The organism is Variovorax sp. SRS16 (assembly GCF_901827165.1).
Lineage (GTDB): Bacteria > Pseudomonadota > Gammaproteobacteria > Burkholderiales > Burkholderiaceae_C > Variovorax.
Map to the genome: position 1 here is coordinate 57,219 of NZ_LR594668.1, position 25,193 is coordinate 82,411.

23 protein-coding genes and 1 pseudogene are annotated in these 25,193 nt (G+C 62.6%); 14 read left to right on the forward strand and 10 right to left on the reverse strand.

Annotated elements, in window-relative coordinates; genetic code table 11:
* Position 1 precedes the first annotated feature (1 nt).
* The 4 genes from E5P2_RS32440 to E5P2_RS32455 all read left to right on the forward strand — a co-directional run bounded on the left by E5P2_RS32440 (position 2) and on the right by E5P2_RS32455 (position 4,396).
* Complete coding sequence (locus E5P2_RS32440) at positions 2-1,090, forward strand: tartrate dehydrogenase (RefSeq protein ID WP_162571202.1); 1,089 nt, start codon at positions 2-4, stop codon at positions 1,088-1,090.
* 37 nt (positions 1,091-1,127) lie between these two features.
* Positions 1,128-2,597, forward strand: a complete 1,470-nt coding sequence (locus tag E5P2_RS32445) for an NAD-dependent succinate-semialdehyde dehydrogenase (RefSeq protein ID WP_162571203.1) — start codon at positions 1,128-1,130, stop codon at positions 2,595-2,597.
* A gap of 124 nt (positions 2,598-2,721) precedes the next feature.
* A complete protein-coding gene (locus tag E5P2_RS32450; protein WP_162571204.1) occupies positions 2,722-4,056 on the forward strand; it encodes an NAD(P)/FAD-dependent oxidoreductase in 1,335 nt (444 codons plus the stop codon).
* Positions 4,057-4,144: 88 nt separating this feature from the next.
* Complete coding sequence (locus tag E5P2_RS32455; RefSeq protein ID WP_443083569.1) at positions 4,145-4,396, forward strand: hypothetical protein; 252 nt, start codon at positions 4,145-4,147, stop codon at positions 4,394-4,396.
* 609 nt (positions 4,397-5,005) lie between these two features.
* Here E5P2_RS32455 and E5P2_RS32460 read toward each other — a convergent pair.
* From E5P2_RS32460 to E5P2_RS32470, 3 genes are all read right to left on the reverse strand, one after another.
* The gene (locus tag E5P2_RS32460; RefSeq protein ID WP_162571205.1) at positions 5,006-5,614 is read right to left on the reverse strand and encodes a hypothetical protein; all 609 of its coding nucleotides are present in this window, start codon (positions 5,612-5,614) and stop codon (positions 5,006-5,008) included.
* Positions 5,615-5,689: 75 nt separating this feature from the next.
* Positions 5,690-6,235, reverse strand: coding sequence for a flavin reductase family protein (locus tag E5P2_RS32465; protein ID WP_162571206.1), 546 nt, complete (start codon positions 6,233-6,235; stop codon positions 5,690-5,692).
* 13 nt (positions 6,236-6,248) lie between these two features.
* The gene (locus tag E5P2_RS32470; protein WP_162571207.1) at positions 6,249-7,523 is read right to left on the reverse strand and encodes an acyl-CoA dehydrogenase family protein; all 1,275 of its coding nucleotides are present in this window, start codon (positions 7,521-7,523) and stop codon (positions 6,249-6,251) included.
* 131 nt (positions 7,524-7,654) lie between these two features.
* Between E5P2_RS32470 and E5P2_RS32475 the strand changes: the two genes are divergently transcribed.
* Together E5P2_RS32475 and E5P2_RS32480 are read left to right on the forward strand one after the other, a co-directional pair.
* Positions 7,655-8,188: a MarR family winged helix-turn-helix transcriptional regulator gene (locus tag E5P2_RS32475; RefSeq protein ID WP_443083570.1), complete on the forward strand. Its 534-nt coding sequence runs from the start codon at positions 7,655-7,657 to the stop codon at positions 8,186-8,188.
* Between the two features lie 117 nt (positions 8,189-8,305).
* Positions 8,306-9,265 carry a LysR family transcriptional regulator gene (locus E5P2_RS32480; RefSeq protein WP_162571208.1) on the forward strand — a complete coding sequence of 320 codons (960 nt, stop codon included), beginning with the start codon at positions 8,306-8,308 and terminating at the stop codon, positions 9,263-9,265.
* A 28-nt stretch (positions 9,266-9,293) separates the two neighbouring features.
* Here the strand turns inward: E5P2_RS32480 and E5P2_RS32485 are convergent, their stop codons facing one another.
* The 4 genes and pseudogenes from E5P2_RS32485 to E5P2_RS32500 form a co-directional block, all read right to left on the reverse strand.
* A complete protein-coding gene (locus E5P2_RS32485; protein ID WP_162571209.1) occupies positions 9,294-9,608 on the reverse strand; it encodes an iron-containing alcohol dehydrogenase in 315 nt (104 codons plus the stop codon).
* A gap of 55 nt (positions 9,609-9,663) precedes the next feature.
* A pseudogene (locus tag E5P2_RS38230) lies at positions 9,664-9,789 on the reverse strand (Dabb family protein); the annotation flags it as partial.
* 135 nt (positions 9,790-9,924) lie between these two features.
* Positions 9,925-10,794 carry an intradiol ring-cleavage dioxygenase gene (locus tag E5P2_RS32495; RefSeq protein ID WP_162571210.1) on the reverse strand — a complete coding sequence of 290 codons (870 nt, stop codon included), beginning with the start codon at positions 10,792-10,794 and terminating at the stop codon, positions 9,925-9,927.
* A gap of 32 nt (positions 10,795-10,826) precedes the next feature.
* Positions 10,827-11,804 (reverse strand): amidohydrolase family protein, encoded by a 978-nt coding sequence (locus E5P2_RS32500; protein WP_162571211.1) that lies wholly within the window; start codon positions 11,802-11,804, stop codon positions 10,827-10,829.
* Between the two features lie 512 nt (positions 11,805-12,316).
* On the opposite strand from E5P2_RS32500, the gene E5P2_RS32505 reads away from it, so the two are divergent.
* Complete coding sequence (locus E5P2_RS32505) at positions 12,317-13,714, forward strand: MFS transporter (protein WP_162571212.1); 1,398 nt, start codon at positions 12,317-12,319, stop codon at positions 13,712-13,714.
* A 274-nt stretch (positions 13,715-13,988) separates the two neighbouring features.
* On the opposite strand, the gene E5P2_RS32510 is transcribed toward E5P2_RS32505, so the two are convergent.
* Positions 13,989-15,632, reverse strand: coding sequence for an ISL3 family transposase (locus tag E5P2_RS32510; protein WP_162571625.1), 1,644 nt, complete (start codon positions 15,630-15,632; stop codon positions 13,989-13,991).
* A 197-nt stretch (positions 15,633-15,829) separates the two neighbouring features.
* Between E5P2_RS32510 and E5P2_RS38315 the strand changes: the two genes are divergently transcribed.
* The 4 genes from E5P2_RS38315 to E5P2_RS32525 all read left to right on the forward strand — a co-directional run bounded on the left by E5P2_RS38315 (position 15,830) and on the right by E5P2_RS32525 (position 19,618).
* On the forward strand, positions 15,830-16,378 hold the full coding sequence (locus tag E5P2_RS38315) for an alcohol dehydrogenase catalytic domain-containing protein (protein ID WP_332107579.1): 549 nt from the start codon (positions 15,830-15,832) through the stop codon (positions 16,376-16,378).
* Complete coding sequence (locus E5P2_RS38320) at positions 16,353-16,796, forward strand: zinc-binding dehydrogenase (protein WP_332107572.1); 444 nt, start codon at positions 16,353-16,355, stop codon at positions 16,794-16,796. The genes E5P2_RS38315 and E5P2_RS38320 overlap by 26 nt, the downstream gene beginning before the upstream one ends.
* A gap of 333 nt (positions 16,797-17,129) precedes the next feature.
* Positions 17,130-18,119, forward strand: coding sequence for an NADPH:quinone oxidoreductase family protein (locus tag E5P2_RS32520; RefSeq protein WP_162571213.1), 990 nt, complete (start codon positions 17,130-17,132; stop codon positions 18,117-18,119).
* A gap of 338 nt (positions 18,120-18,457) precedes the next feature.
* On the forward strand, positions 18,458-19,618 hold the full coding sequence (locus E5P2_RS32525; protein WP_232080953.1) for a CaiB/BaiF CoA transferase family protein: 1,161 nt from the start codon (positions 18,458-18,460) through the stop codon (positions 19,616-19,618).
* Between the two features lie 16 nt (positions 19,619-19,634).
* Here E5P2_RS32525 and E5P2_RS37985 read toward each other — a convergent pair whose 3' ends face one another.
* Together E5P2_RS37985 and E5P2_RS32530 are read right to left on the reverse strand one after the other, a co-directional pair.
* The gene (locus E5P2_RS37985) at positions 19,635-20,189 is read right to left on the reverse strand and encodes a helix-turn-helix domain-containing protein (protein WP_232080954.1); all 555 of its coding nucleotides are present in this window, start codon (positions 20,187-20,189) and stop codon (positions 19,635-19,637) included.
* Complete coding sequence (locus E5P2_RS32530) at positions 20,101-20,970, reverse strand: sigma 54-interacting transcriptional regulator (RefSeq protein WP_232080955.1); 870 nt, start codon at positions 20,968-20,970, stop codon at positions 20,101-20,103. Before E5P2_RS32530 ends, E5P2_RS37985 begins: the two co-directional genes overlap by 89 nt.
* A 124-nt stretch (positions 20,971-21,094) precedes the next feature.
* Between E5P2_RS32530 and E5P2_RS32535 the strand changes: the two genes are divergently transcribed.
* The 3 genes from E5P2_RS32535 (at position 21,095) to E5P2_RS32545 (ending at position 25,157) form a co-directional block, all read left to right on the forward strand.
* Positions 21,095-21,907 (forward strand): alpha/beta fold hydrolase, encoded by an 813-nt coding sequence (locus E5P2_RS32535; RefSeq protein WP_162571214.1) that lies wholly within the window; start codon positions 21,095-21,097, stop codon positions 21,905-21,907.
* A 29-nt stretch (positions 21,908-21,936) separates the two neighbouring features.
* Complete coding sequence (locus E5P2_RS32540; protein WP_162571215.1) at positions 21,937-22,695, forward strand: SDR family NAD(P)-dependent oxidoreductase; 759 nt, start codon at positions 21,937-21,939, stop codon at positions 22,693-22,695.
* 368 nt (positions 22,696-23,063) lie between these two features.
* Complete coding sequence (locus E5P2_RS32545) at positions 23,064-25,157, forward strand: acetate--CoA ligase family protein (protein WP_162571216.1); 2,094 nt, start codon at positions 23,064-23,066, stop codon at positions 25,155-25,157.
* Positions 25,158-25,193 lie beyond the last annotated feature (36 nt).

Here is a 25,193-nt window from a genome sequence, read left to right on the forward strand (position 1 = left end):
TATGACACCCGCTTTTCGCATCGCCGCGATCGCTGGCGACGGCATCGGCAAGGAAGTGCTGCCCGAGGGCCTGCGCGTGATACAGGCGGCGGCCGTGCGCTTCGGCTTCGAACTCGATTGCCGCACCATCGACTGGGCCAGTTGCGACTACCACGCTGCGCACGGCCAGATGATGCCGGACGACTGGAAGGAGCAATTGAAGGGCGTCGACGCGTTGTACTTCGGCGCTGTCGGCTGGCCCGCCACGGTGCCCGACCACGTGTCGCTGTGGGGCTCGCTGCTGAAGTTCCGCCGCGAGTTCGACCAGTACATCAACCTGCGCCCGGTGCGACTGTTCGAAGGCGTGCCCTGCCCGCTGGCCGGCCGCAAGCCTGGCGACATCGACTACTTCGTGGTGCGCGAGAACACCGAGGGCGAATACACCTCGCTCGGCGGCGTGATGTACCAAGGCACCGAGCGCGAGATCGTGATCCAGGAATCGGTGTTCTCGCGCCACGGAACCGACCGCGTGCTGCGCTATGCCTATGAACTGGCCAACAGCCGCGCGCGCAAACACCTTACGGTGGCCACCAAGAGCAACGGCATCGCGATCAGCATGCCCTGGTGGGACGGCCGCGCCGATGCCATCGGCCGCGACTACCCCGAGGTGACGGTCGACAAGCAGCACATCGACATCCTGTCGGCGCGCTTCGTGCTGCAGCCCACGCGCTTCGACGTGGTGGTGGCGAGCAACCTGTTCGGCGACATCCTGTCCGACCTCGGCCCCGCGACCACCGGCACCATCGGCCTGGCGCCCTCGGCCAACCTCAATCCGGAGCGCAAGTTCCCCTCGCTGTTCGAGCCGGTGCACGGCTCTGCGCCCGACATCTACGGCCAGAACATCGCCAACCCGATCGCCATGATCTGGTCGGGCGCGCTGATGCTGGATTTCCTGACGCAAGGCCAAGGCGCAGGGCGCGTGGCGCACGACGCCATCCTCGCGGCGATTGAGGCGGTGTTGCGCGAAGGTCCGCGCACGCGCGACCTCGGCGGTACTGCATCCACAACTGAACTGGGCACCGCAATCGCTGAACGCGTGGCGGCCTCCTAAGGCCTTCGTTGCCGAATTAACCGAAACCATCCTTACCATGACACTGACTCTCGAACGCCAGGACCTGATGCCCGCACGCCAGCTGATCGGCGCCGAATGGCGCGAGGCGAGCGACACGCGCCGCTTCGACGTCACCGACCCCGCCACCCGCGCCGCCTTCGCCAGCGTGCCCGACGGCACGGCCGCCGATGCGCGCGCCGCCGTCGATGCCGCGCACGCCGCGCTCCCTGGCTGGCGCGCCGTGCCCGCGAAACAGCGGGCCCAGATCCTCAAGCGCTGGAACGATCTGGTGATGGCACACCAGGAGGACCTCGGCCGACTGATCTCGCGCGAGCAGGGCAAGCCGCTGGCCGAGGGCCGGGGCGAGGTGGCCTATGCCGCCAGCTACATCGAATGGTTCGCCGAGGAAGCCACGCGCGCCAATGGCGACGTGATTCCCGCGCCGGTGCCGGGACGGCGCATGTTCGCGCTGAAGGAGCCGGTGGGCGTGGTCGCAACTATCACGCCGTGGAACTTCCCGGCCGCCATGATCGCGCGCAAGATCGCGCCGGCGCTCGCCGCCGGTTGCACCGTGGTGTGCAAGCCGGCCGAGGACACGCCGCTGACCTCGCTGGCCCTGGTGAAGCTGGCCCAGGAGGCCGGGGTGCCGGCGGGGGTCATCAACATCGTGACCGCCTCGCGCGAACGCACGCCCGAGGTGGTGGACGTGTGGCTGGATGATGCGCGCGTGCGGAAGATCAGCTTCACCGGCTCCACGCCGGTGGGCCAGCACCTGGCGCGCCGTTCGGCCGACACCTTGAAGAAGTTGTCGCTCGAGCTGGGCGGCAATGCGCCTTTCATCGTGTTCGACGATGCTGATCTCGATGCCGCGGTCGACGGTCTGATGGCCGCCAAATTTCGCAACGGGGGACAGACTTGCGTGTCCCCGAATCGCGTGTTCGTGCATGAGCGCTTGCACGATGCTTTTGCCGACAAGCTGGCGGGGCGCGTCGCGGCCCTCAAAGTGGGGCCGGCAAGCGACCCGGCCTCTCAGATCGGTCCGATGATCAACGCCCGCGCGGTCGAAAAGATCGAGCGACACGTGCAGGACGCTGTCGCAAAGGGCGCCGGGGTGCTCACCGGCGGAAAGCGCCTTGCCAGTCTGGGCGCAAACTACTACGCGCCCACGGTGTTGGTGAACGCCGACGCCACCATGGCCTGCAGCTGCGAGGAGACCTTCGGCCCGGTGGTGCCGATCACGCGCTTCGACAACGAAGCCGAGGTGATCGCCGCGGCGAACGACACGCCGTTCGGGCTGGCGGCGTACTTCTACTCGACCGATGTCCGCCGGATCTGGCGCGTGGCCGAGGCGCTGGAGACAGGCATCATCGGCATCAACGAAGGCGCGCTCGCGGCGGAGGCCGCCCCCTTCGGCGGCGTCAAGGCCTCGGGCTACGGACGAGAGGGCTCGGTGCACGGCCTCGACGACTATTTGCACATCAAGTACCTGTGCCAGGGGCAGTTGTAGCGGCGCAAGGTCTCCAGCTGGAATGCTGGTGCGCTTCCAACGAAGTGGCCGTGCCCGGTGAACCGATCGATCGTCGTGGCCCAGCCGCGCTGAAGCGCCCCCGCGCCTGTACGAGCAGCCAACCATGAACAGCCCTTTGTCCAAGCACCGCATCGTCATCGTCGGCGGCGGCGCCGGCGGGCTGGAGCTGGCCACGCGCCTTGGCGATACACTGGGCAAGCGCGGTACGGCGGACATCACGCTGGTGGACAAGCACCGCACCCACGTGTGGAAGCCCAAGCTACACGAGATCGCGGCAGGCAGCATGGACATGAACGCGCACGAAGTCGACTACCTCGCGCAGGCGCACTGGCACCGCTTCCGCTTCCAGCTCGGCGAGCTCACTGGCATCGAGCGCGAGCGGCGCGAGGTGCACGTCGCACCCTACCTGGACGACGAGGGGCGGCTGGTCACGCCGGCGCGGGTCCTTCGCTACGACACGTTGGTGGTCGCCATCGGCAGCCTCAGCAACGACTTCGGCACGCCCGGCGTGCGCGAGCATGCGCTGCGGCTCGAGTCGAAGGCGGATGCGCAGCGCTTTCACCAGCGCATGGTCAACGCCTGCATCCGCGCGCATGCGCAGACCACGCCGCTCAGACCCGAGCAGCTGCACGTGGCGATCATCGGTGCGGGCGCCACCGGCGTGGAGTTGGCGGCCGAACTGCATGGCACCACGCGCGAGGTCGTGGCCTACGGACTCGATCGCGTGGACGCCGATAAGGATATCCAGGTCAGCGTGATCGAGGCCGCCGACCGCGTGCTGCCCGCGCTGCCGCCGCGCATGTCCACCGCCACGGAGGCGCTGCTGCGCAAGCTGGGCGTGGACGTGCACACGTCCGCCAAGGTGGCGGAGGTGCTGCCCGAGGGCGTGCGCTTGGCCAACGGCCGCACGCTGCCGGCCGAGCTGGTGGTGTGGGCCGCCGGCGTGAAGGCGGCCGACTTCATGAAGGACATCGCGGGACTCGAAACCAACCGCAGCAACCAGCTCGCGGTGCTGTCGACGCTGCAAACCACGCGCGACGCCGACATCTTCGCCATCGGCGACTGCGCGGCCTGCGTCTGGCCCGAGGCCAACGGCGGCAAGGGCGGCTTCGTGCCGCCGCGCGCGCAGGCAGCGCACCAGCAGGCCTCGCACGTCGCGGAACAAATCCGCCGCCGGCTGGCCGGCAAGTCGCTGAAGGGCTACCGGTACCGCGACTTCGGCTCGCTGGTCTCGCTCGGCGAGTACAGCACGGTCGGCAACATGATGGGCGGCCTGATCGGCGGCAGCCTGATGATCGAAGGGGTGTTCGCCCGCCTCATGTACATGTCGCTCTACAAGATGCACGAGCTCGCGCTGCACGGCGTCGTCAAGGTCTCGCTCGACACGCTCGCACGCCTCATCACGCGGCGCACCGAACCGCACGTGAAGCTGCATTGACGCGTCGCACGAGAGACCGGAAGACGCAGCCCGCCATTGGTTGCCGGCTCGTGCGAGTCCGCGAGCGGGTGAGGGCAGGGGATCAAGAGTGGTGCTCACCGTCCCGCACTACGTCGCGGTCGGACACATCCTGCACGACTCCGACCTGGTGGCGACAGTGCCCGAGCAGCTGGCGCAAGCGCTGGCGGAACCCTTCGGTTTGTCCTACGTCCGCCATCCGGCCAAGCTGCCGGAAATCGTGATCAACCTGTTCTGGCACGAGCAATATAACAAGGATCCCGCCATCGCCTGGCTGCGTTCGCTGATCATCCGCCTGCACGGGGAAGGCGCGCCGACTTAGGCGTCCGATTCAGTTCAGGCGACGCCTTGGCGGCGTAGGCGATCAGTTGATCCACCACGTAGCGCACGCGCGGGCTCAACTGCGCTGGCGAGGCCATACTACGTGAACGTCGACTCCAGCTGAAGAGAAGCGTCGCAGCACCGGTTTAAGAAATCCGTGCCACGGCATGCTGCACCATCGAATCGGACAGTTGCGCAAAACCAAGGCCGCCGATGGCGGCGTCGACCATTGCTCCTCCGTCGCTCAGACCGCGCGCCGCCTTCGTTTACGAACCATTTCTGGGGGTAGTTTCGACGATCACACCATGCATCAATGCCGCGCACCTGCGCCAACGACCGCGTTAAGCTGCTCACGATGCCCTGCTCGGCTGGGTGCGCTGGTGTCAGAAATCTACAAGGGCCTCGAGGTAGATGCGTAACTGCTTGCCGAGGGCGCCGATACTCCGGCCGGTTTGCCCTCGCCTTATACGTCAAGCCCTCGACACCTCGTCGGCAGGCCTCGGTGGTTTCCCCCGGGAGTCGTTCAGTGAGCTTGTCCGCGGCCGCGCAGGCCAAGGGCTCTCGATCCAGGTCGGCAAGAACATGCTGTTCGAGCAGGTTCCTGGGTGAGCTACCTCGAGTTTCGAGGTTCGCCGACGTAACCTGGGTATGCCGGCGAGCACGAGCTCCACCCGAGGAAGCGACGGGCGAAACTATCGTCTCCTTTGGCGATCGCTGCGCGTATTGCCGTGCTAGAAACGCGAATCCCGTCGACTGCGAGCCCCTCCAAGGTGTTTACCTCAAGGCCTACGGGGCCACCCAGAGTTCTCAATGTACCTACGTCGCCGCAGCGACCCGCGCCAAAATGAAAGTCCTCGCCGAGCAGCAGTGCCCGAACCCCGAGCCGCTCGACGAGAACATCAAATACGAACGCTTCAGGCGACATGCCTGCAATCCCTTCAGTGAAAGGGCAGACATATAGTCGGTCAACTCCGAGAGATTCGAGCAGCCGGATCTTGTCGGGCAGAGCCGTCAATCGGGCCGGCGCGCGCGCTCCCATGAAATACTCGACCGGATGAGGGTCAAAGGTCAGGACGCAAGCGGGCAATCGCCGAGCTGAAGCGTTCTGCTTCAATCGCTTAATCACCGCTCGATGCCCGAGATGTACGCCATCGAACTTGCCGATCGCCAGCGCGATAGCCGAGTCTGCTTCAGTGGGAAGATCCAATATGACTTTCATTTACGCGCCTCGCTGAGGTTTCGAATGCGTCATGTCGCCTGCCTGGGTCTTGGCGCCGATCAAATCGACGGTGCGCTATTGCGGCCGAGCCAAGGTATCGGCGAGCTCCCACAGCGATCCCATCTGCCCTGAATGAAAGAGCAGAGGGGGCGTGTCGGTCCGCGAAAATCGATCCACTCGCCCAAGGATGATCGTGTGGTCCCCCTCCTGGTGACGCGAATACGTCGAGCATTCGAAGGTCGCCACGCTCTCGACGAGCTTCGGGCAGCCGTTAGATCCGACTTCGAAGGCATCGGCGAAGCGCTCGAACTTGTCCGGCGCGGGCTTGGCGAAATGCCAAGCCAGGTCACGCTGTTCAGCGTTCAGCACACTGAGATTGAAAGGTCTTGCAGCAAGGAATGCATCGGAACTGCGGGTGTCGTCGCGGATGCTCCACAGGATCAAAGGTGGATCCAGCGAAACGGAGGAGAATGAGTTGATCGTCATGCCCTCGCGCTTGCCGTCTAGTGTGGTGGTCGTTACGAGGCACACCCCGGTAGGGAATGCGCCAAGCGCCTGCCGCAGCTGGCGAGCGTCGACCGTGTCTGCCGCGTCGCCAGTGATAAGTGCCCAGGAGTACATGGCCGACACCCGATCAGTACTGACCCTTCGGCTCGAGGCCGAGGAGGTATTGACCCACCATCGACGAGACCGCATCCCAGTTGAGGCTGATGTGGCGGGAGATGGCGTTCGCGTCGCGCCACATCCGCTGAATCGGCTGATTCAGTGACAAGCCAGCGCCTCCGACGCTGGCGAACACCGCTTCGACGGCATCGCGCGAAAGGCGCGCGGCGAAGGCATGGTCGCGTCGATTGCGAATCCGTTGTTCGACACTGATAACGTGACCATCGGCCGCCATCTGCTCCACCTGGGCGGTGTCACGGTAGAGCAGCAGCCGCGCTGCATCCACGCTCGCCGAGGCTTCGGCCAAGCGAGACTGCACCGGGAAGAATTCGCTCAGACGGCTTCCGCCTCCGGAGACGGCCCCCCGGGTCACCCGCGAGCCGGCCAAATCGATCAGTTCGTCGACGGCCCCTTGTGCCGTACCGAGGATTGGCGAGACGAGGCAAACCGGCACCGCAGAAAGGAAAGGAATACGGTAGATCGGGTTCGCATTGATCGTGGTCCCAGGAGGGCAGTTCGAGGAGGCTTCTGCAAACGTCAGCTTGCGGTGTCCCGGAACAAAGGTCGGCTTGTCGATAACGACCGCCTTGGATCCCGTGCCAGCCTGACCAGCCACGTACCAATTGTCCTCGATCGACCAGTCCGATCGTGGAGCGAGCAGAAAGCCAGCCGTCGGCGGGGCGCCCTTTTCTTCCGGCGGAAACTGAACGCCCAGCAAAGCCCACTGGGAGTTGTCCACGTTGGACGCGAAAAGCCATTTGCCGTGCACGAGGTAGCCCCCGTCGACCTTCTCGGCCATCGTTGCCGGCGCATAGGAGCCGCAGACGATCGCACTGGGGTCCTTGCCCCAGACGTCGTCTTGGGCTTGTTCAGGGAACGTGCCGACCAACCATTGGTGGATGGCGCCCAGCGAACAGCCCCAAGACGATGAAGTGCAGCCTCGTGCGAGTTCACTGACAACGTCGATGAACGCAGTAAACCCGTACTCGTAACCACCATAGCGTGCCGGCTGCATCAATTTGAAAAAGCCAGCGTCATGAAAGTTCCGGGTCGTCTCATCAGACACCCGGCGAGCTTGCTCGGTGCGCTGCGCGCGAGCGCGGAGGACTGGGACCAATTCCCTTGCGGATGCAACTATTTGCTCGATCGAGGGAGCACCCGCGACGGGCGACTTCCTGCCCGGGGCAGGAAGATCAACGCGATTCAGTTGCGCGAAGGGGGCAAACGGGGCAGCGACGTCATTCATGGAAGTCTCCAGTAGGGGTTGATCTTCAGGTGAGGGCCCGATTGAAATCCAAACTACATGCAAACGCAAGTAATAAGACACTAGGGTTTACGCTATGATTGACCTCAGATTTGCTTGTAAGAATGGTTACCGTGAAGAGAAAACCAGGCACAGTAGTCACCCTTTTGTCGAATCGAACGGGGGTTCAAAAGCTTCCCGAATCGAATGTATTTGCAGGCAAACTTGCGGATCACGATTTGGAGCGTGCAATCCCATACTTGCTTGCACGTGCAGGAACGAGGATGGGGCAATCGTTCAGCAGGGAACTTAAGCAGTTCAAACTGTCGCTGACAGAGTGGCGTGTCTGCGTAGCCCTGCACCACCAGGAGCATCAGCGACTGTCGGACCTTGCGTTGCACACGTCGACGGATCCGTCCACGCTCTCAAGGGTGGTCGACGGTCTCTTGCAGCGTGGCGTGCTGGTGCGCGAGCGATCGAACGAGGACGCTCGTGCGCTTGCTCTTGGTTTGACAGAGGCGGGCCGAGATCTGACCTTGCGAATCATTCCTCTGGCGCAGTTGTACGAGCGTGTGTCGCTGTCTGGACTAACCACCGCGCAAGCGGAATCCCTTCGAGACATGCTTGTTATGGTCTATGACAACCTCGGGGTGTTGGACACCGACTGACGAGTCGGCGACTGCTGCAAGGGCGCGCCAGAGCCCTGGAAGCGTGGCCTGACGAGTTTTCGCCATCTTCGGTCGAATCGTACGTATCCTCAGGCAGATCAGAACGGAGACGGCAAAGTGAATATCAACTCGATCGATCTGAACCTCTTTCTGGTCTTTCAGGCGATCTACAACACTCGTAGCGTCACGCTCGCAGGCGACCGTCTTGGCATGACTCAGTCCGCGGTGAGCAACGCCCTCAAGCGCATGCGTGAGCGATTCAACGATGCACTATTTGTACGTTCGGCAGATGGGATGGTGCCAACGCCCGTGGCCGAGCGCCTGATCGCTCCCATCGAGGAAGGGCTTTCCTACTTAGTTCAGGCGGTCGACCAGGGAAGAACATTCGACGCGGCGACATCAAGCCGCTTGTTCCGAATCGCCGTTAACGACATAGGACAACTGGTCATGATGCCCGAGTTGCTCTCGATCGCACGCGGTATTGCGCCCGGGATTCGCTTCGAGACTGTGGACGTCTCGATGACCGAAGCTCGACAGCGGATGCTTCAGGGACAGATCGACATAGCGCTAGGCAGTTGGGAGATGATGGGGCCATCCTTCTATCAGCAGCGACTGTTCGACGAGACTTTTGTGGTGCTGGCCTCCAAGTCGTCACCCCTGGGTAAACGAAAGAGGATCGATCTGGAAGTCTATCTAACGGCCGAGCACATCGCCTATCGGCCGCAGGGCACAACCGACTTTCAGCTCCAGCAGACTCTGGAAAAGGCGGGCGCACTCGATCGTCGGCGAGTCGTTCTGACCGCGGCTCACTCGCTCGGCCTGTCGTCTATCGTTGCCGCATCAGGGCTTCTAATGACCGCGCCGGCCAGACTTGCCAATGCGATGGTGGCGTCGCGCACCGATCTATGCACGATTGTTGCGCCTTTTGAAGTTACGCCCTTCGAAATACACCAACAATGGCATGAGCGCTTTCATCAGGACAGTGGCAATCGATGGTTGCGAGAACTGATCTTCGGCCTCTTCCATGTCAAGTCGCGCCATGGGAGCGTGTTACACACTCAGGTCGAGTGCGCGTAGTGGGAAGCAACCTGCCGCTGCAGGTAGATCACGGACCCACGCCCTCAAACGCGCGACCAAGCAAGTCTCGCAGTGCCATTCTTTCGAGAGGCCGAGGGTTCGGGTATTGATTTGAAACCGCGAGTTCAGCCGCTTGGTCAAGTCCATTGGCTGCCATACCAATTGCCGCGAGCGACACCGGAGCGCCATGTGCCTTCGCCAGTTCAAAAATGCCCGTGGGCGCATCCGTGACCACGAGTGCCTTCGCGATCCGAGCCATAGCCTCGGGCGCAGCCTTTGCGTTGTAGCGAAGCGCGTGCGGTAGAAGTACCGTGTGCACTTCGGTGTAGAGGAAATTGTCCATCAATGTGTCGGGGTAAGGAAGAAGTCAACCTGTGCCGCGAGACGCGCATGTCGCCGAGCTCGCGCTTGACGCGAAGATGCTCAGGATGCGTCGCGTAATCTTCAAGGCTCTGAGCGTCCTGGAAACGCGTGCATAGAACCACGTCGCAGGCATAGTCAACGCGGCTTGAATCAATTCCGATCTAAAGCTCCCGAAGGCCAGCGACCTTCCCCCTCTGCCCCAGGAACGCGTCGCGAACCGTATTGCAGCTCCTGCTTCTCTCATCGGCTGTCGATCAGGCGACGCGCCACATAACGATGTGTCTGATCTCTATGATCTAGTCCTTTGAGGCGCTGCACAAGACAAAGTCGTACTCGAGCGTATAGAACGGTACTTCGATACGCGTCCCGTCAGGCGCGGTGCCTGGCTCGTGTCGCTTCCAGTCCGCGATGAGGGAAGACCGCACGCCGAACACGGCGTCCGAATCCAGATACGTACCGCCCGAGCGGAACACGTGGGTGATGAGCGTCTCGTAACCGGGCGCCTGAATCATGAAGTGAAGATGTGCCGGTCGCCACGGGTGGCGCCCCAGCTTCTCCAACATCTGCCCGACTGGGCCGTCATAAGGAATTGGATAGGGGACGGCCACGATGGATTTGAAGTGATAGCGACCATCGTGTTGGCTGGTCAGATGGCCTCGGCCCTGCGCATGATCCAGCCCCGGTCGCTGGACGTCGTATGACCCCTTGTCGTCCGATTGCCAGACATCCATCCGTGCGTTAGCGATCAGCTCACCGCCGATTCCCTGGACTGTTCCGCTTACGAAGCAGGGTTCGCCGGTAGCACCATTGGAGATGTCATCGCCGTTGTCGTACTTCGGCGCGTTGGGCACAAAGAAGGGGCCGAACACGGTTGCCTCCGTGCATCCCGTCGGCCAACGATTGCGCTGAGCAGTGACCAACGTCGAAAGGCCTAGCACATCGGACAACAAGATGAACTCTTGGCGCTTGTCATCAGTGATCTCCCCGACGCGGGTGAGGAAGTCGATGCCGCTGGACCACTCCTCTTCGGTGAGCTGCACTTCGCGGGCGAAGTCATGAAGGTGTCGCACAAGACTGTCCATCACTGTCTTAAAGCGGGCATTCGACGCTGCGCCTTGCGCCTTAAGGACGGCGCCCGTGATCGTCCATTCATCAATGTCAATCATTTGATCAGCTTTGTCTAGAGGGACCCTTTGGTTTACTTGAGCTTGAAGAGCGACAAGGCGTTCGTTCGCCCGATCTTCCTGCGATCCGCCTCGCTGATGCTCGTGTCGTTGAACCAGTTCGAAGCGTGATCGACATTTTCGAATGGCCAGTCGGTCGAGAACAGAATGCGGTCCGACCCAATCTCCAACATCGCGTCAATCAGCGTCTGGGTCCGGAAGTTGCCCGAGGTTGTGAGGTAGAAGTTCTCGTGGAAGTACTCGCAAAGCTTGCGCTTGGCCGGATAGCCTTTGGGGGCCTTCACCCAGGCGTTGCGATGGTCGACTCGCCACATGTTGTAGGGAAGCCCCTCGCCCAGATGACCAAGGATGATCTTGAGGCCGGGATTGCGGTCGAAGAGGCCGCTCGCCATAAGGCGAAGCGCGTGGACAGCAGTTTCCTGAGCGAACGCCCAAGTGGGGCCGAGTAGCCATGGGTGGCCGTCATAGATCTGCGCCCAACCTTGCAGTGGGTTGCGCGGATGCAGGTAGAACGGCACGTCGAGCCGTTCTACAGCGTCCCAGAATGAAGCGTACTGAGGCGCGTCATAGTAGACGACGTTGTCAGGTGTACCGACTTGCGAGAAACCGTTTACCAGCGCCCCGCGGAAGTCAAGGTCTTTCACGCATCGCTCGAGTTCTTGTGTCGCCTTGTCTGGGTCCTGCATTGGCAAGGCTGCGAAAGCCTGAAAACGGTCAGGCCTCTTCGCGACCTGCTCTGCCAGAAAGTCGTTGGCGCGAACGGAGAGCTCGTAGGCCTTCTTCGGATCAGGCACCGCTTGAACCGCTGGCGCGTTCAGCGAGAGGATCATCATCTCCATCCCGTGTTCGTCCATTTGATGGAGGCGCTTGTCGTGGATATCGAGCAGTCGGCTGCTGAGTTCCGTCCAATATTCACCTGGCACAAAGCCAGCTGAGTCCTGCAGTGTTTCGGGTATCGCAAAGTGCTCCTCGAGGCCGATCTTTCCTTGCATGCCTATCTCCTTTGTACGGCCGCGAGCCGGTGGTGATTGAGTGGATGACAGCGCCACTGCGGCGCCGGCTTCGATGGCCACTGTATGAGGCACCGCGCGCAAGGTCTAACGAAATTCGGTGATAGCGTCCATTTTGGAATCGAATGGAAGGGCGGGTGGGCCTCTGATGCGGACGCCGGAGCAGGGTGCCTCTCCGAGTGAAGATCCGAAGTTGCATTGGATGGCAGCGTCGCGTTGCCACAGAATTTGCAGACGTATGGGTTGACCCGCCCCAACATTTCCTTACTGCATAGGAAGTATCAAGAAATTGCGTTGGACCACTGAGAGCAAGTTGCCCATCATCGGCGGTGTCGCCAAGCAAGTCTCAATCAAGGTTGACTGGGACATCCACTGAATGCACCACCTGTGTCACCTAGGTTGACTGTTCGAACTTGTCACGCTACGCGTATCGGAGGACCTGCCGACGCGCAAGTCCTGCAACCCATCCCTGCCAACAATCGGAAACAAGAACCATGCGCCAAATCGATCTTCATAGGCTGGCAGACGATGCCCGCTTCAACCGCTTTCACGGTCTCGTGCTCCTCTGGTGTGCGCTGATCATCGTGTTTGACGGCTATGACCTCTCGGTCGTTGGGATCGCCTTGCCGTCGATCATGGCAAAGATGGGCGTAGACGCGACCAATGCCGGTTTTATGGTGAGTTCGGCCCTGTCCGGCATGATGTTTGGTGCAGTCTTCCTGGGCACCATCGCTGACAAGATAGGTCGCCGCTGGGCGATCGCAGTTTGTGTTGGACTCTTTAGTGTGTTCACCACGGCCGCTGGGCTGGCAAGCGATCCCATTGCATTCGGAGTGATGCGTTTCCTTGCCGGACTCGGAATCGGGGGGGTCATGCCCAATGTCGTCGCCCAGATGACCGAGTACTCTCCGAAAAAGATCCGTGCGACGTTGGTCACATTGATGTTCAGCGGCTACGCCGTGGGGGGGATCATCGCTGCGTTGCTTGGAAAAGGGTTTATCGAAGCCTACGGGTGGCAATCCGTTTTCTTCGCGGCGGGTTTACCGGTGCTGCTCATCCCCGCCATTCTGAAGTGGGTTCCAGAATCGATGCCGTTTTTGCTCGCCAAGGGCCGGACGAAAGAACTGGAACAAATCGCGTCTAGGCTCGACCCTAGCTTCATTCCGCTAGCAGGCGACCGATTTATAGTTCCGGCCAAGGATCGAGCGGACAGCGCACCTATCAAGCACCTTTTCTTCGACGGTCTGGGATTTAGCACGGTGATGTTCTGGATTGCATTTTTCATGTGCTTGTTCATGGTCTTTGCCCTGAGTTCGTGGCTGACGAAGCTCATGGCGAGCGCCGGATATAGCCTGGGATCTGCGCTGACGTTCGTGCTGGTCCTGAACATGGGTGCGATGATTGGCGCGATCGTGGGGGGCTGGCTTGCCGACAGGTTTCACATCAAGTACGTGCTGGCCGGCATGTATGCACTGGCAGCGGTGTCCCTGACCCTGCTTGGCTTCAAGATGTCAACTCCTGTGTTGTTCGTTCTCATCGGATTGGCTGGCGCATCCACGATCGGCACGCAGATTGTGGCGAACGCGTACACCGGTCAGTTCTATCCGATGGCCGTCCGCGCCACGGGCCTGGGTTGGGCGCTAGGCGTAGGGCGAAGCGGTGCGATCCTCGCACCGATCCTGATCGGCGTACTGGTCGGAATGAACCTCCCTTTGCAGCAGAACTTCTTCGCTATCGCGATTCCTGGGCTCATCGGTATGATCGCAGTCTTGCTGATCAATCACGATCGGTCAGCTTCGTCAATGCGTCCCGAGATAGTCGCTGGACGAGATTCGATGGTTTCCAATGGAACTGGACGAGTTGAGAGATCGGAATTGCAGAGGCATGCCTAAATTCGGCCATCAACGGCTCGTTCTCCGAATTTGTGGGCCGTGCTGACTTTTGATAGACCCCGAATTCATTTTTACGGGTCTTCCGCACTTTGTGTGACGCGGATGTGGCGGTGCGCATCGGTGAGAAATATTCGAAGGGCCCGGGTTTGCGGACTGGCACGTACCGGTCTTGGCTATCCAATCCGCGAATCCGTGAGCGCAGGCGGTACGTGCTAAGTCGCCGCCTTATCGAGGGGCTGCGGTCCACGGCGACTTTGAGGCGCGCGTTCGTGCGTCAGCTCGGGCCCAGAACTCGCAGCCGTAGCAACTCGACGCTTGCCCGCCCGTACATCTGGCGCTTGAGGAACTTCAAGCGATTGACATGGCCCTCCGTCTGGCCATTGCTCCACGGCAGCGTGAAGGCCGCCCGCACGGCTGCCAAGTCGTGGCGCAAGCTGCGCGCGAAGTTTTGCATCTCAGGCGCGCTGCACTTCGACAAACGCTCAAGCCAACGATCGAACTCCCGAGGACGCCGCCGGTGCATGAGTCCAAGGAACTCACGCGCAAGGCTGCGGACCTCGGCGACTACCGGTTCGATCTTGACCAGCGCCTGGACGAACCGCTCGTGATCGACATGCCGGGGCTCATTGAATGCCAGCTTCCTCCATCCCACCAGCCAGCCGAATGCGCGCCGGGCAGACGGACACGGCAGGGTGCGAACAGGAGCGATAGCCGACGCGGGCTTGCATTGGGGAGACAGCAGGCGCGCGACGCAGCCGAGCACAGTGGCGCGACAGCCGGTATAGCCCCGCTGCCGGACTTCCTGCCACATCAGACTCGGACAGTGACAGCCTTGGGCAATCCGCTCCTCGATATAGCGCCTGTGGGCATCCAACGGCGTTGGCCCCCGCGCCCTCGGTGCGCGCTCCGGAAAGGCGCTGCTGGTGACGAACTTGCGCACGGTTCGATAGTCGATCGACAGTTCGCGCGCGATGCCTTTCATGCTGCCACCCTGGGTGCGCAGCATCATGACTTTTTCGTACAACGCCAGACACGTGGCACGTCGGTCATCGCTCAGGCGCTGCCATCCGCGAAGTGCAGCGCCTTGTGGCAATCCCTGGCGCCCCAGTGTCACACTGCCAACGGTGACCTGCTGCGCGGCGTGGCGCAATTGCGGCCCCAGTCGATGCAGCATTCTTTCGACGTTGTCGCGCAGATTGCTCAGCAGATGCCAGCGGTCAGAGACTTGCGTGGCTGCCGGGAGCGCAATGTCTGCGGCCTCGGAGTAGGCCCCAGCCCGATCCCGGGCGACGACCCGAATAGAGGGATTTGCGCGCATCCAGGCCGCCACCGCGGTCGCTTCCCGGCCGGCAAATACCTCGATCGGCTCGCGACGTTCCAGATCGACGACGATGGTCCCGTAGTGGTGACCCTTGGCAATCGCCCAGTCGTCGATGCCCACGATTCGAGGGAGGTGCTTGCGTCCGGTCACAGCCGATCGGCGCAACTCTCGCAACACGGTGTCAGCACTGGCGCTCAGGCCCAACTCGGCGGCGAGCCGCGTGGCCGCCTCGCCACCCAAGGCATGACCGAGTGCATGCAAGGCCCGAGCATGTGATCGGGTGCGACGTTGATGCCGGCCTGCCAATGCGTGGATATCCTCGGCGAATGTTCGGCGGGGACAGTCATCGTTCAGGCACTTGAAGCGCCGCGTTTCGACAGAGAGCACGACCTGCTCGTCAAGGACGGGGCGCTCCGCCAGCTGGCGACAGTAGCTTCCGTGCAGACGACCGCTCCAGCATCGGCAGGTCGGACATGGTGCGGCGCGCACGGTGCTGCGCGTCTGCACCACCAGATACCCTCGCCGATTGATGCAGCCGACGACGCGCTTGCCCACCCGAGCGAGAACGCGATCGATAACACCGATACCACTGGTCATGTTGCCAGAGTTGAGGTCGACCGGAGACGCAATCAAGCCCTCCGACTTGGACGTCACACAAAGTGCGGAAGAACCTTTAAAAGGACTCTTTTATGCGTGGAGTAACGTTTCCCGGGGAGCGAGAAGTTGCCATCCTCGAATTTCCCGACCCCACCCCGGGGGTTGGTGAGGTGGTCATCGAAATGAAGGCGTCGGGAATGTGCGGGAGCGATCTGCATGCGTACCGAGGGCCAAAGGACCCCGAGGAATTCCGTCGCATCTTCAAGGGCCGCCCTCTGGAGAGGATGCGCGATCTCGGACCCCTCATCGTCGGTCATGAACCTTGCGGGGTCGTGGTGGAGATTGGCCCGGGCGTCACCGAGCACCAGGCCAGGATTGGACAGAGGATGATGGTTCACCATTATCACGGGTGCGGCGTGTGTGACCAGTGCCGTACGGGATGGGCACAGATTTGCGAAACACATAAGCCAGTCACGTACGGTTTGTCGGCTCACGGCGGACATGCAAAGTTCATGAAGGTGCCTGCAGCCACGCTGGTTGCCTTGCCGGACGAGTTGTCTTTCGAGGCAGGCGCGGCCATCTCCTGCGGGTCCGGCACCTCCTACTCTGCTCTGCGTCGGATGAAGCCGAACGGTTCTCACACAGTCGTCATCTTCGGTCAGGGGCCCGTGGGTCTCTCCGGAACGCAGTTTGCTGCCGCCGGGATGTCGGGTCATTGCGTTGGACATCAACGAGGATCGCCTTGAGCGCGCAAAGGCGTTCGGCGCGGATGTTGTACTCAACCCGGCATTCGTGGATGTGCGTGAGGCGATTCGCGACCTGACCCAAGGGCTCGGAGCGGACTACGCCCTGGAGACCTCAGCTTCCGCAAGCGGGGTCGTCGATGCGATCAAATGCCTTCGCTACTGGGGCACGGTGGCGTTCGTCGGAATGGGGCAGCCGGTTGCCATCAATATTGCGTCTGATGTGATCGCGCGGCAGATCAACATGCTCGGCTCCTGGACCTTCTCATCAGCCATCATGAATGAATGCGCACGCTTTGCTGTCGCGCGCAAAGTCGAGGTGGATGCCGTTTTCACGGATCGGTGGCAGCTAGAGCAGGCCGCACAGGCCTACAAGCTACTGGACGCCCAAAGCGCCGGGAAGGGCGTGTTCGTCCTCTGAGCTCGCAATCTGCCATTGAAGATCGTTCCGTTGGAACTCGCCAATGCCATAGCTGTTGACCTCGCATGACCCGCCCATGCCCCAACGTGATAACTGTCCAATGCCAAGGCTTGACGCGGTTTTGCCTTATTTATTAATAGGACGGCCTTCGATCCGGCAAAAGCAAAGCTTCGTCAATCCCAAATTGCCGTCGCGCCTGCGACAGGACAAACTCTCGACGGTCTTGGTGCGCCATCCGCATTTGGCATCGCCATCCCGTCAACGATTGTGGTTGCCCAAATGCCACGACTGGATCCCCGAATTAATCGTCCCGCCATCTGAGATCGCACGTCCATGAAAGCCATCGTCATCCAGGAATTTGTCTCACCTGCAGCTGTCACCATCGGCAACCTGCCGGATCCAGGTGTCCGAGATGGCGAGGTGCTGATCCGAGTCAGCGCTGCGGCTGTGAACTATCCCGACGTACTCGTTGTTCGGGGCAAATATCAGAATCTCCCTCCCCGACCATTTGCTCCGGGCAAGGACGCCGCCGGTATGGTGGTTGCTGTCGGCCCCAAGGTTGTCAACTTCCGTCCCGGCGACCGCGTAGTGGCTCAGCTCGAGTACGGAGCTTTCGCCGATCTCGTCAGCGTCAAAGCCGCCTCGTGCTTTCGAATCCCGGACGCAATGAGTTTCGAGGATGCTGCTGCGATGGGGCTGGTGTACCAGACGGCATATTTTGCCCTGAACGAGCGCGGCGGGTTTGGAAAGGGCGAGGCCGTGCTGGTGACCGGGGCCGCCGGCGGTGTGGGCTCTGCGGCCATTCAACTCGTGAGAGCCCTGGGCGGCATTGCCCTCGCCGGGATCAGCGGCGCAGAGCACGCCGAGGCGGCGTTGCGGCTGGGTGCCGATGCTGTGATCGATCTCGCGGCGCCCGATCTGCGGAACTCGCTGCGCGAACAGGTGCGCAACGCCACGGGTGGGCGCGGTGCGGACATCCTGCTCGACACCCTGGGTGGGGACGTGTTCGATGCCGCGCTGCGGGCCATGGCTTGGTGTGGCCGAGCCGTGGTCATTGGCTTTGCCGCGGGCCGTATACCGGAGGTGAAAGTGAACTACCTCCTCGTCAAGAACATCACCGTGAGTGGCCTGCAGTGGAGCGACTACCGCGAGCGGCAGCCCGAGAAGGTGCTGGCGGCGCAGCAGGAAATTTTCCGCCTCTATGAACAAGGCGCACTGAAGCCGAAGATCGCTGGCGTCCTGCCCCTGGCCCGCGCCGGCGAAGCTCTAGCAAAGCTCGAGTCGGGTCAGGTGTCCGGAAAGTATGTGCTGACCCTTGACTAAACCTGCAAGGCGCGCGCTCTCTCCGCCGCGGCGCGACACTCGTGCCAGATATAGCTCGACGTCGACGAGGATCTGGCCGGGGCCCGCCTCCAGGTCGGGCACTTCCTCGATGACGTGGGTTTCGATCGGACCGGGCTTTCGGACCTGGACGGCGAGCATGTTGTGTTCCTCTCAAGATGAATTGGATCCAACCGCCGCGCAAAGGCCGTGCCGCCGTCCGCAGCGCCTTGTGTTGCAAGGAAGGACCGCTTCGTGTGTACGGACATGACACGCTGTGTCCTCGTCGTGCACACGAAGGCGCATCTCGAAGGGCAAACCGGGGGAAAGGACGGTGGCACATGGCTTGCAGCACCATCGCAATGAAATCGCAAAGCACTCCGGCGCAACGCGCGCCTCTGGCCGGCATTCGTGTCGTGGACTTCAGTACCCTGTTGCCCGGACCCATGTGCAGCCTGTTCCTGGCGCACGCAGGCGCGGAAGTGATCAAGATCGAGCGGCTCGGCCGCGGCGACGAGATGCGCTCCTATTTGCCGAAATTCGGCAAAGACAGCGTGAACTTCGCGTTGCTGAACCAAGGCAAGCGCTCGGTGGCGCTGGACCTGAAGGAGCCGGCCGCAGTGCAGCAAGCCATTGCGCTCGTGCGGCAGGCCGACGTCCTGATCGAGCAGTTCCGCCCCGGTGTCATGGACCGCCTCGGGCTTGGCTATGAGGCGATGCGTGCCATCAATCCGCGCTTGGTGTACTGCGCCATCACCGGCTGGGGCCAGCACGGACCTTTGGCCGACATGGCCGCGCACGACCTCAACTACCAGGCGGAAACCGGCCTCATGGCCCTGACCGCCGGCTCGGATGGTGCGCCGGGGCTTCCCAACGTGCTCGCGGCCGATCTCGTCGGCGGGGCGTATCCCGCCATGATGAACATCCTGCTCGCACTGCGCGCGCGCGAGGCCGGCGGGCAGGGCTGCTTCATCGATGTCGCGATGGCCGACAACCTGTTTCCGCTGGTGTACTGGGGGCTGGGCAATGGCTTCGCAGCGGGTGAGTGGCCCGTCCCTGGCGGAGATCTCGTCACGGGCGGCACACCGCGCTACCAAGTCTATCGCACCAGCGACGGCCGCTACCTCGCGGCGGCGCCGCTGGAGCAGAAGTTCTGGGAGAACTTCCTGCGCGTGCTGGAGGCACCGCAACTGCTGGACGACGCGGGCGACCCGAAGGGGACGCGCGAAGCCGTTGCTGCCATCATCGCCACGCGCACGGCGGACGAATGGCTGCAGCGCTTTGCCGGTATCGATGCGTGTGTGTCGGTGGTGAAGTCTCTGCAGGAGGCTGTGGCGACGCCGCACTTTCGAGAGCGCGGGTTGTTTCAGGCACACATCGCGAGCGGCGACGGAGTCGAAATCCCGTCGCTGCCGCTTCCGATCGCGCCGGCCCTTCGGCACGCTGCCGGCGATACTGTTCCCGAACTTGGGGAGGCCGACCCCGATGCCTTCAGGCGTTAGCCCGCAGCGGCGGGGATCAGGTCTCGGACTCGACGCCCAAGCCAAACTGGGCGAGGCGCTTGTACAGATAAGAGCGCGAAATGCCCAGTTCGGCGGCGACGCGTTTCTTGTTGCCGTTGAACTTCACCATCGCCTGGCGGATCAGCTGTTCCTCCACCTGCTCGACGGCGCTGCTCAAGCGCATGTGTTCACGCGGCGCGGCTGCAACGGGGGAAGCGGGTACGCCGTCCACAGGCGCGGCCGTGGTCGGCGACAGGGGCTCGCCCGGCTCCAAATCGATGATGCCGAAGTCGCTGGGCTCGATCACGTCCGAATCACCGAAGATCGCGGCACGCTCCACCGTATGCATCAGCTGGCGCACATTGCCGGGCCATCGCTGAGACTGCAGGTACACGATGGCGGCATCGGAGACCTTCTTCGCGCGCTGACCGTGGCGGTCGGCGAATTGCTTCAGCGCCAGGTCCACCAGCAGGGGAATGTCCTCAAGCCGCTCTCGCAGCGACGGCAGGCGGATGCTGACGCCGCCGATGCGATAGAACAGATCGAGTCGGAAAGTTCCCTCGGCAATCATCGCCGAAGTTGCGGTTGCTGGCGCTGATCAGACGGAAGTTGGAGTGCCGCTGCTCGTTGCCACCGACACGTTGGAACGTGCCGTCCTGCAGCACGCGAAGCAGCTTGACCTGCACGTCCGCCGGCATATCGCCCGCCTCGTCGAAGAACAGGCTTCCATCATTGGCCTGCTCGATCTTGCCCTTGCGCCCTTTGCGCTCGGCGCCAGTGAAGGAGCCCGCCTCATAGCCGAAGAGTTCGCTTTCGACCAGCGTGGCCGGCAGGGCTGCCGCGTTCACCATCACCATCGTGCCTTCGCGTCTGGGACTGAGCTTGTGGATGGCATGAGCAGCCAGCTCCTTGCCAGTTCCGGTTTCACCCGTGAGGAGCACGGGCACATCCAGGGGCGCCACCTTCACGATCTGCTCCTTGAGCCGCTGCATGGCCAAGCTGTCGCCGACCATCTGATCCAGACCGTAGCTGCGATTGCGCAGGCCGTTGAGCTCGCGACGGTAGTAGGCCACCGCGGACTTCAGCTTGGAGACCTCGTTGGACAGCGCTTGCAGTTGCTCCGGTCCCTTGAACATGATCTGGCCGATGGCGCCGACCAATTCGCCGCGGCTGTTGCGGATCGGGTGACGCGCGACCACACGCGTACGAGGCCGGGCAACAAGCGCACCAGCGCGCTGCCAGGCGGGGCGAGAGACGCCATGTCGCAGCCTCGCACGCGAACCTTGCAGCGACCGGCCGATGAGTCGCACACCGGTGCGAAGAGTTTGCCTCTCGAGCGCAAACGAAGCCATCAAGGACACCTGTCTTCGCCAAAGACACGCCAAGCATGCGATGAGGCGTCGCTGAACGTATAGCAAACTGGCATACAGCTTGCTGTCAGACCAAGCTTCCTTCTATAGGACTTGGATACTACTCATGGCAAATACTCCAACCGGCCGCCGCAGATTGCTGCAGGCAGGCGCAGCGGCCGCATTCGCAGCCGCCACTGCTTTCGGCACGAGCGCAAACGCGCAGCAGCGCGCCGGCCGCACCTACGTCCTTGTCCACGGCGCGTGGTTCGGCGGCTGGTGCTGGAAGCAGGTGGCCGACAGCCTCCGTGCCCTCGGACACACCGTCTACTCCCCCACCTTGACCGGATTGGGAGAACGCAAGCACCTGGCGCGTCCCGGAATCAATCTTGACACGCACGTTGACGACGTGGTGAACCTCATCGAGACGGAGGATCTGAGAAACGTGGTCTTGGTCGGGTGGAGCTACGGCGGGATGGTCGTGACGGACGTGCTCGCCCGAGTTCAGCAGCGGATCGCCTCGATGGTGTATCTCGATGCCTTCGCGCCGGAGCGGGGCCGCTCCGCCACGAGCTACACCGCGCGCAACCCGCCAGAACAAATGATCCAGCTGGTCGCCGGCAACAAGGACATTCCGCCCCTGGCGCTGAAGTCGCTGGCCGTGGACGACCAGGCCGTCACCGACTACTGCGTGCCGCGCCTTGCACCGCATCCGGTGCTCACCTTCCTGCAGGCGTCGAAGGCCATGCCTGAACGACCAGACATCCCGCACACCTACGTGTTGGCCGGCGCCTACGCGAAGATTTCGCAGACTTTCAAGCCGTTCTATGACATGTTCGAGCAGGACAAGCGCGCGCGGGTTCACGTTGTCGACACCGGCCACGTGATGATGATGACGGACCCAGCGGGAACATTGGACATCTTGAAGAACGCGCGCTGAGACCGGCGGGCAGCGAAAGAAATCCGGAAATGAAGAGATTCGACAAGCGAGTGGTGATCGTCACCGGCGGCGCAAAAGGCATCGGTGCCGCGGCCGTGCGCATGTTCCACGCCGAGGGGGCATCCGTGGTGCTCGTGGACGCGGACGCGGACGCGGCCGGCGCACTGGCTTCAGAACTCGGGGGCGAGCGCGTCATCGTGCAGGTCATCGACGTGACCGACGCGGCACAGGTCCAGACCTGTATTGATACGGCGGAAGGGCGGTTCGGCACGGCGGACGTACTGGTGAACAGCGCCGGCATCACCGATGGTCACGCGCCGCTCGACCTGCCGATCGAACGCTGGCGCCGCGTGATGATGGTGAACGTCGAGGGTGTATTCAGCCTGTGCCAGGCCTTCGCCCGCAAGGCGTGCGCGGCGCAACGGCCGGCGACCATCGTCAACGTTGCATCCACCGCCGGCCTGATCGGAGTGCCCAACAGGCCGGTGTACGTCGCGTCGAAACATGCAGTGGTGGGGCTCACGCGCGAACTGGCTTTCGACCTAGCGCCGCTCGGCATCCGCGTCAATGCGGTCGCGCCAGGCATGGTCAAGACGCCAATGACCGACAAGTATTTCGAAGATCCTGAGAACGCCGAGCGCCTGCGTACCTCCACCCCGCTGGGCCGCGTCGGAATGCCCGAGGAAATTGCCGAGGTCATCCTGTTCCTGGCTTCCGATGCAGCAAGCTTCGTCAGCGGCGCGGTAATCCCGGTGGACGGCGCATTCACGGCTGCCAAGGGCCGCTGAACTAGCGGATCCGCGGCCCGGGTACTGAACGCTTTGCATCGTGGCATGCTTTCACCGAAGACATCCAAAATTCGGCTGGGCGGCAGGCCGCGCCGATGCCTTTGTGCATCGCCTGCGCCAACTCGATGAAGCTATGCCGTGTCCTGGCTGATGCCGGCAGGTGTCTTTCGCAAACACGCCGTGTTTTCGGAAAGAACAGCCACGCTGCTTGAATACGGGTTTTCGGCTCGACCGTAGCGAAATCCGAATGGCACGTGATTTGCAGTACTGGGCTGCCGTTGTGGCTAACCGCGGCGCAAAGGGTGGTGGGTGAGCAATGAAATGGCGAAAACGGCCAAAGACGCGCCCTCCAGAAAGACAACATCGATATGACCAAACAGAATACCTTCGCTCGATTTCTACAGCCCCGGAGTATCGCCGTCATCGGCGCATCGCCCCAACCCGGCAACCCCCGCAACGCCTTGGTGAAGAACTTGCTTAAGCATGGCTTCGAAGGCACGGTCTACCCGGTGACCCCCAGCAATGCGGAGATCGAGGGACTGAAGGCTTACAAGACGGTTGCCGATCTGCCCGAGGTGCCTGACGTCGCGCTGGTGATCACGCCTGCACACACGGTTGCCGGCGTGATCGCCGAGTGCGGGCAGAAGGGCATCCTCAATGCGATCGTGTTCAGCTCCGGGTTCGAGGAGGTGGAAGGCGGCCAGGAAAACGCGCGGCAACTTGCCGAGGCGGCCAGGAAGCACGGCGTGACCGTCGTTGGCCCCAACTGCAACGGCTTCTGGTCGGTTCGCCAAAAGGCGATCATGACCTTCAGTGGCGCGGCCCTCAATATCGAGAAGATCAATCATGCGCCAGTGGCCGTGCTGAGCCAGAGCGGTGCGTTGGCGGGCGCCATCGCCAACTCGCTCAATGTCGGCGGCATGGGTCTGTCGTACATCGTCAGCGTCGGCAATGAGACCTGTGTGGATGTGCTCGATGCCGCCAGTGCCATCATCGAGCAGGACGATGTGCGTGTCGTCCTGCTCTACCTCGAAGGCATGAACGATGCGAGTCGAATCCTCGAAATCGCGCAGCGCGCCCGCGAGCGTGGCGTGCAGATCGTCGCGCTGAAGACCGGTCGGTCCGCCGTCGGCCAGGACGCGACCGCCTCCCACACCGGCAAGATTGCTTCGTCCCACGCCATCTACACCGCCGTCTTCGAACAGGCCGGCGTCATCGAAGTCGCCAGCATCGGGGAGCTCATGGACGCCGTCGAGGCGCTGACTTTCCTGCGCGACCCTCGCGACAGCCAGGACGCAAAGGGGGGCGTGTCGGTCCTGAGCGCTTCGGGGGGGGCTGGAGCCTTGCTGGCCGACCACAGCAGCGAGCGCGGCATGACCATGAGCGAATTCAATGCGGCCACGGTGGCCCGGCTCGATGCCATTCTGCCATCCTATGCTCGCAAGACCAATCCCATCGATTTGACGGGCGCGATCAACACCGCACCGGACATGCTGAAGGATGCCTGCGAGGCCGTGGTGGCCGATGCCAGGACGGAGGCCGTGATCGTCCAGTTCGCCTCCACCGTGCGCCGCCATTTGCTGGCCAACGCAGAGGCGTTCAAGGCGATGGCGCGCAAGGTGCCGGTATTCCTGAGCGTCATCGGCGAGGCCGTCGAACCTGAGATCTGCAAGGACTTCCGCGACGCGGGCGTGCTCCTGGTCCGCGATCCGTCGGCTGCGATGAGCGCCTTGTCGCTGCTCTATCGGCGACGCAATGCCATGCGCCTGCCGCTGGTGCCAAAGCCACGAGACCTGCCCCCGCGGGCGGCTCCGATCGCGTGGGCGGACATGATGCAGTTCTGCGAAGACAGTGGCGTCACGCCAGCCAGGTGGGTGGTGCTTGGCGCTGAGGACCGCGCGAGCGACGCTTGCAAGCTTCTGCCCTATCCCCTGGTCGTCAAGGCGTTGCCTTCCGAGGCAGAGCACAAGACGGAGATGGGCCTCGTCAAGCTTCGCGTCCCATCGCCCGAAGACGTCGATGCGCTCGCTGCGCAGTTCCGGGCGCGGATCGGCAACGCCCAGGCCGGCATCCTGGTGCAGGAGATGGTCGGCGACGGCGTAGAGGTCGTGCTTTCATGCCTGCGCAATGCCGATTTCGGTCCCGTGATTTCGATCGGCCTGGGCGGCATCGCCATCGAGTTGTATCGAGACGTCGCATACCTGGCCTTGCCTGTCTCGGAAGAGCAGGTGATTGCTGCGCTGCAAAAGCTCAAGCTCTGGACCCTGCTGCAGGGTTTCCGCGGCAAGCCCGCCGCGGATGTGGAGGCGCTTGCGCGCGCGGCGGCGCGATTTGGCGACATGTTCCTGGCCAGCCCCGAAGTCTGGGAGTTCGAGATCAACCCCGTCATCGTGAAGAAAAGCGGTGAAGGCCTGGCAGCAGTGGATGCGCTGGTGACGACCGGGCCGAACGGCGGGCGATGAGCAAGTCTTGCGGCAGCGGGTCGGCCGTGCGCGAAT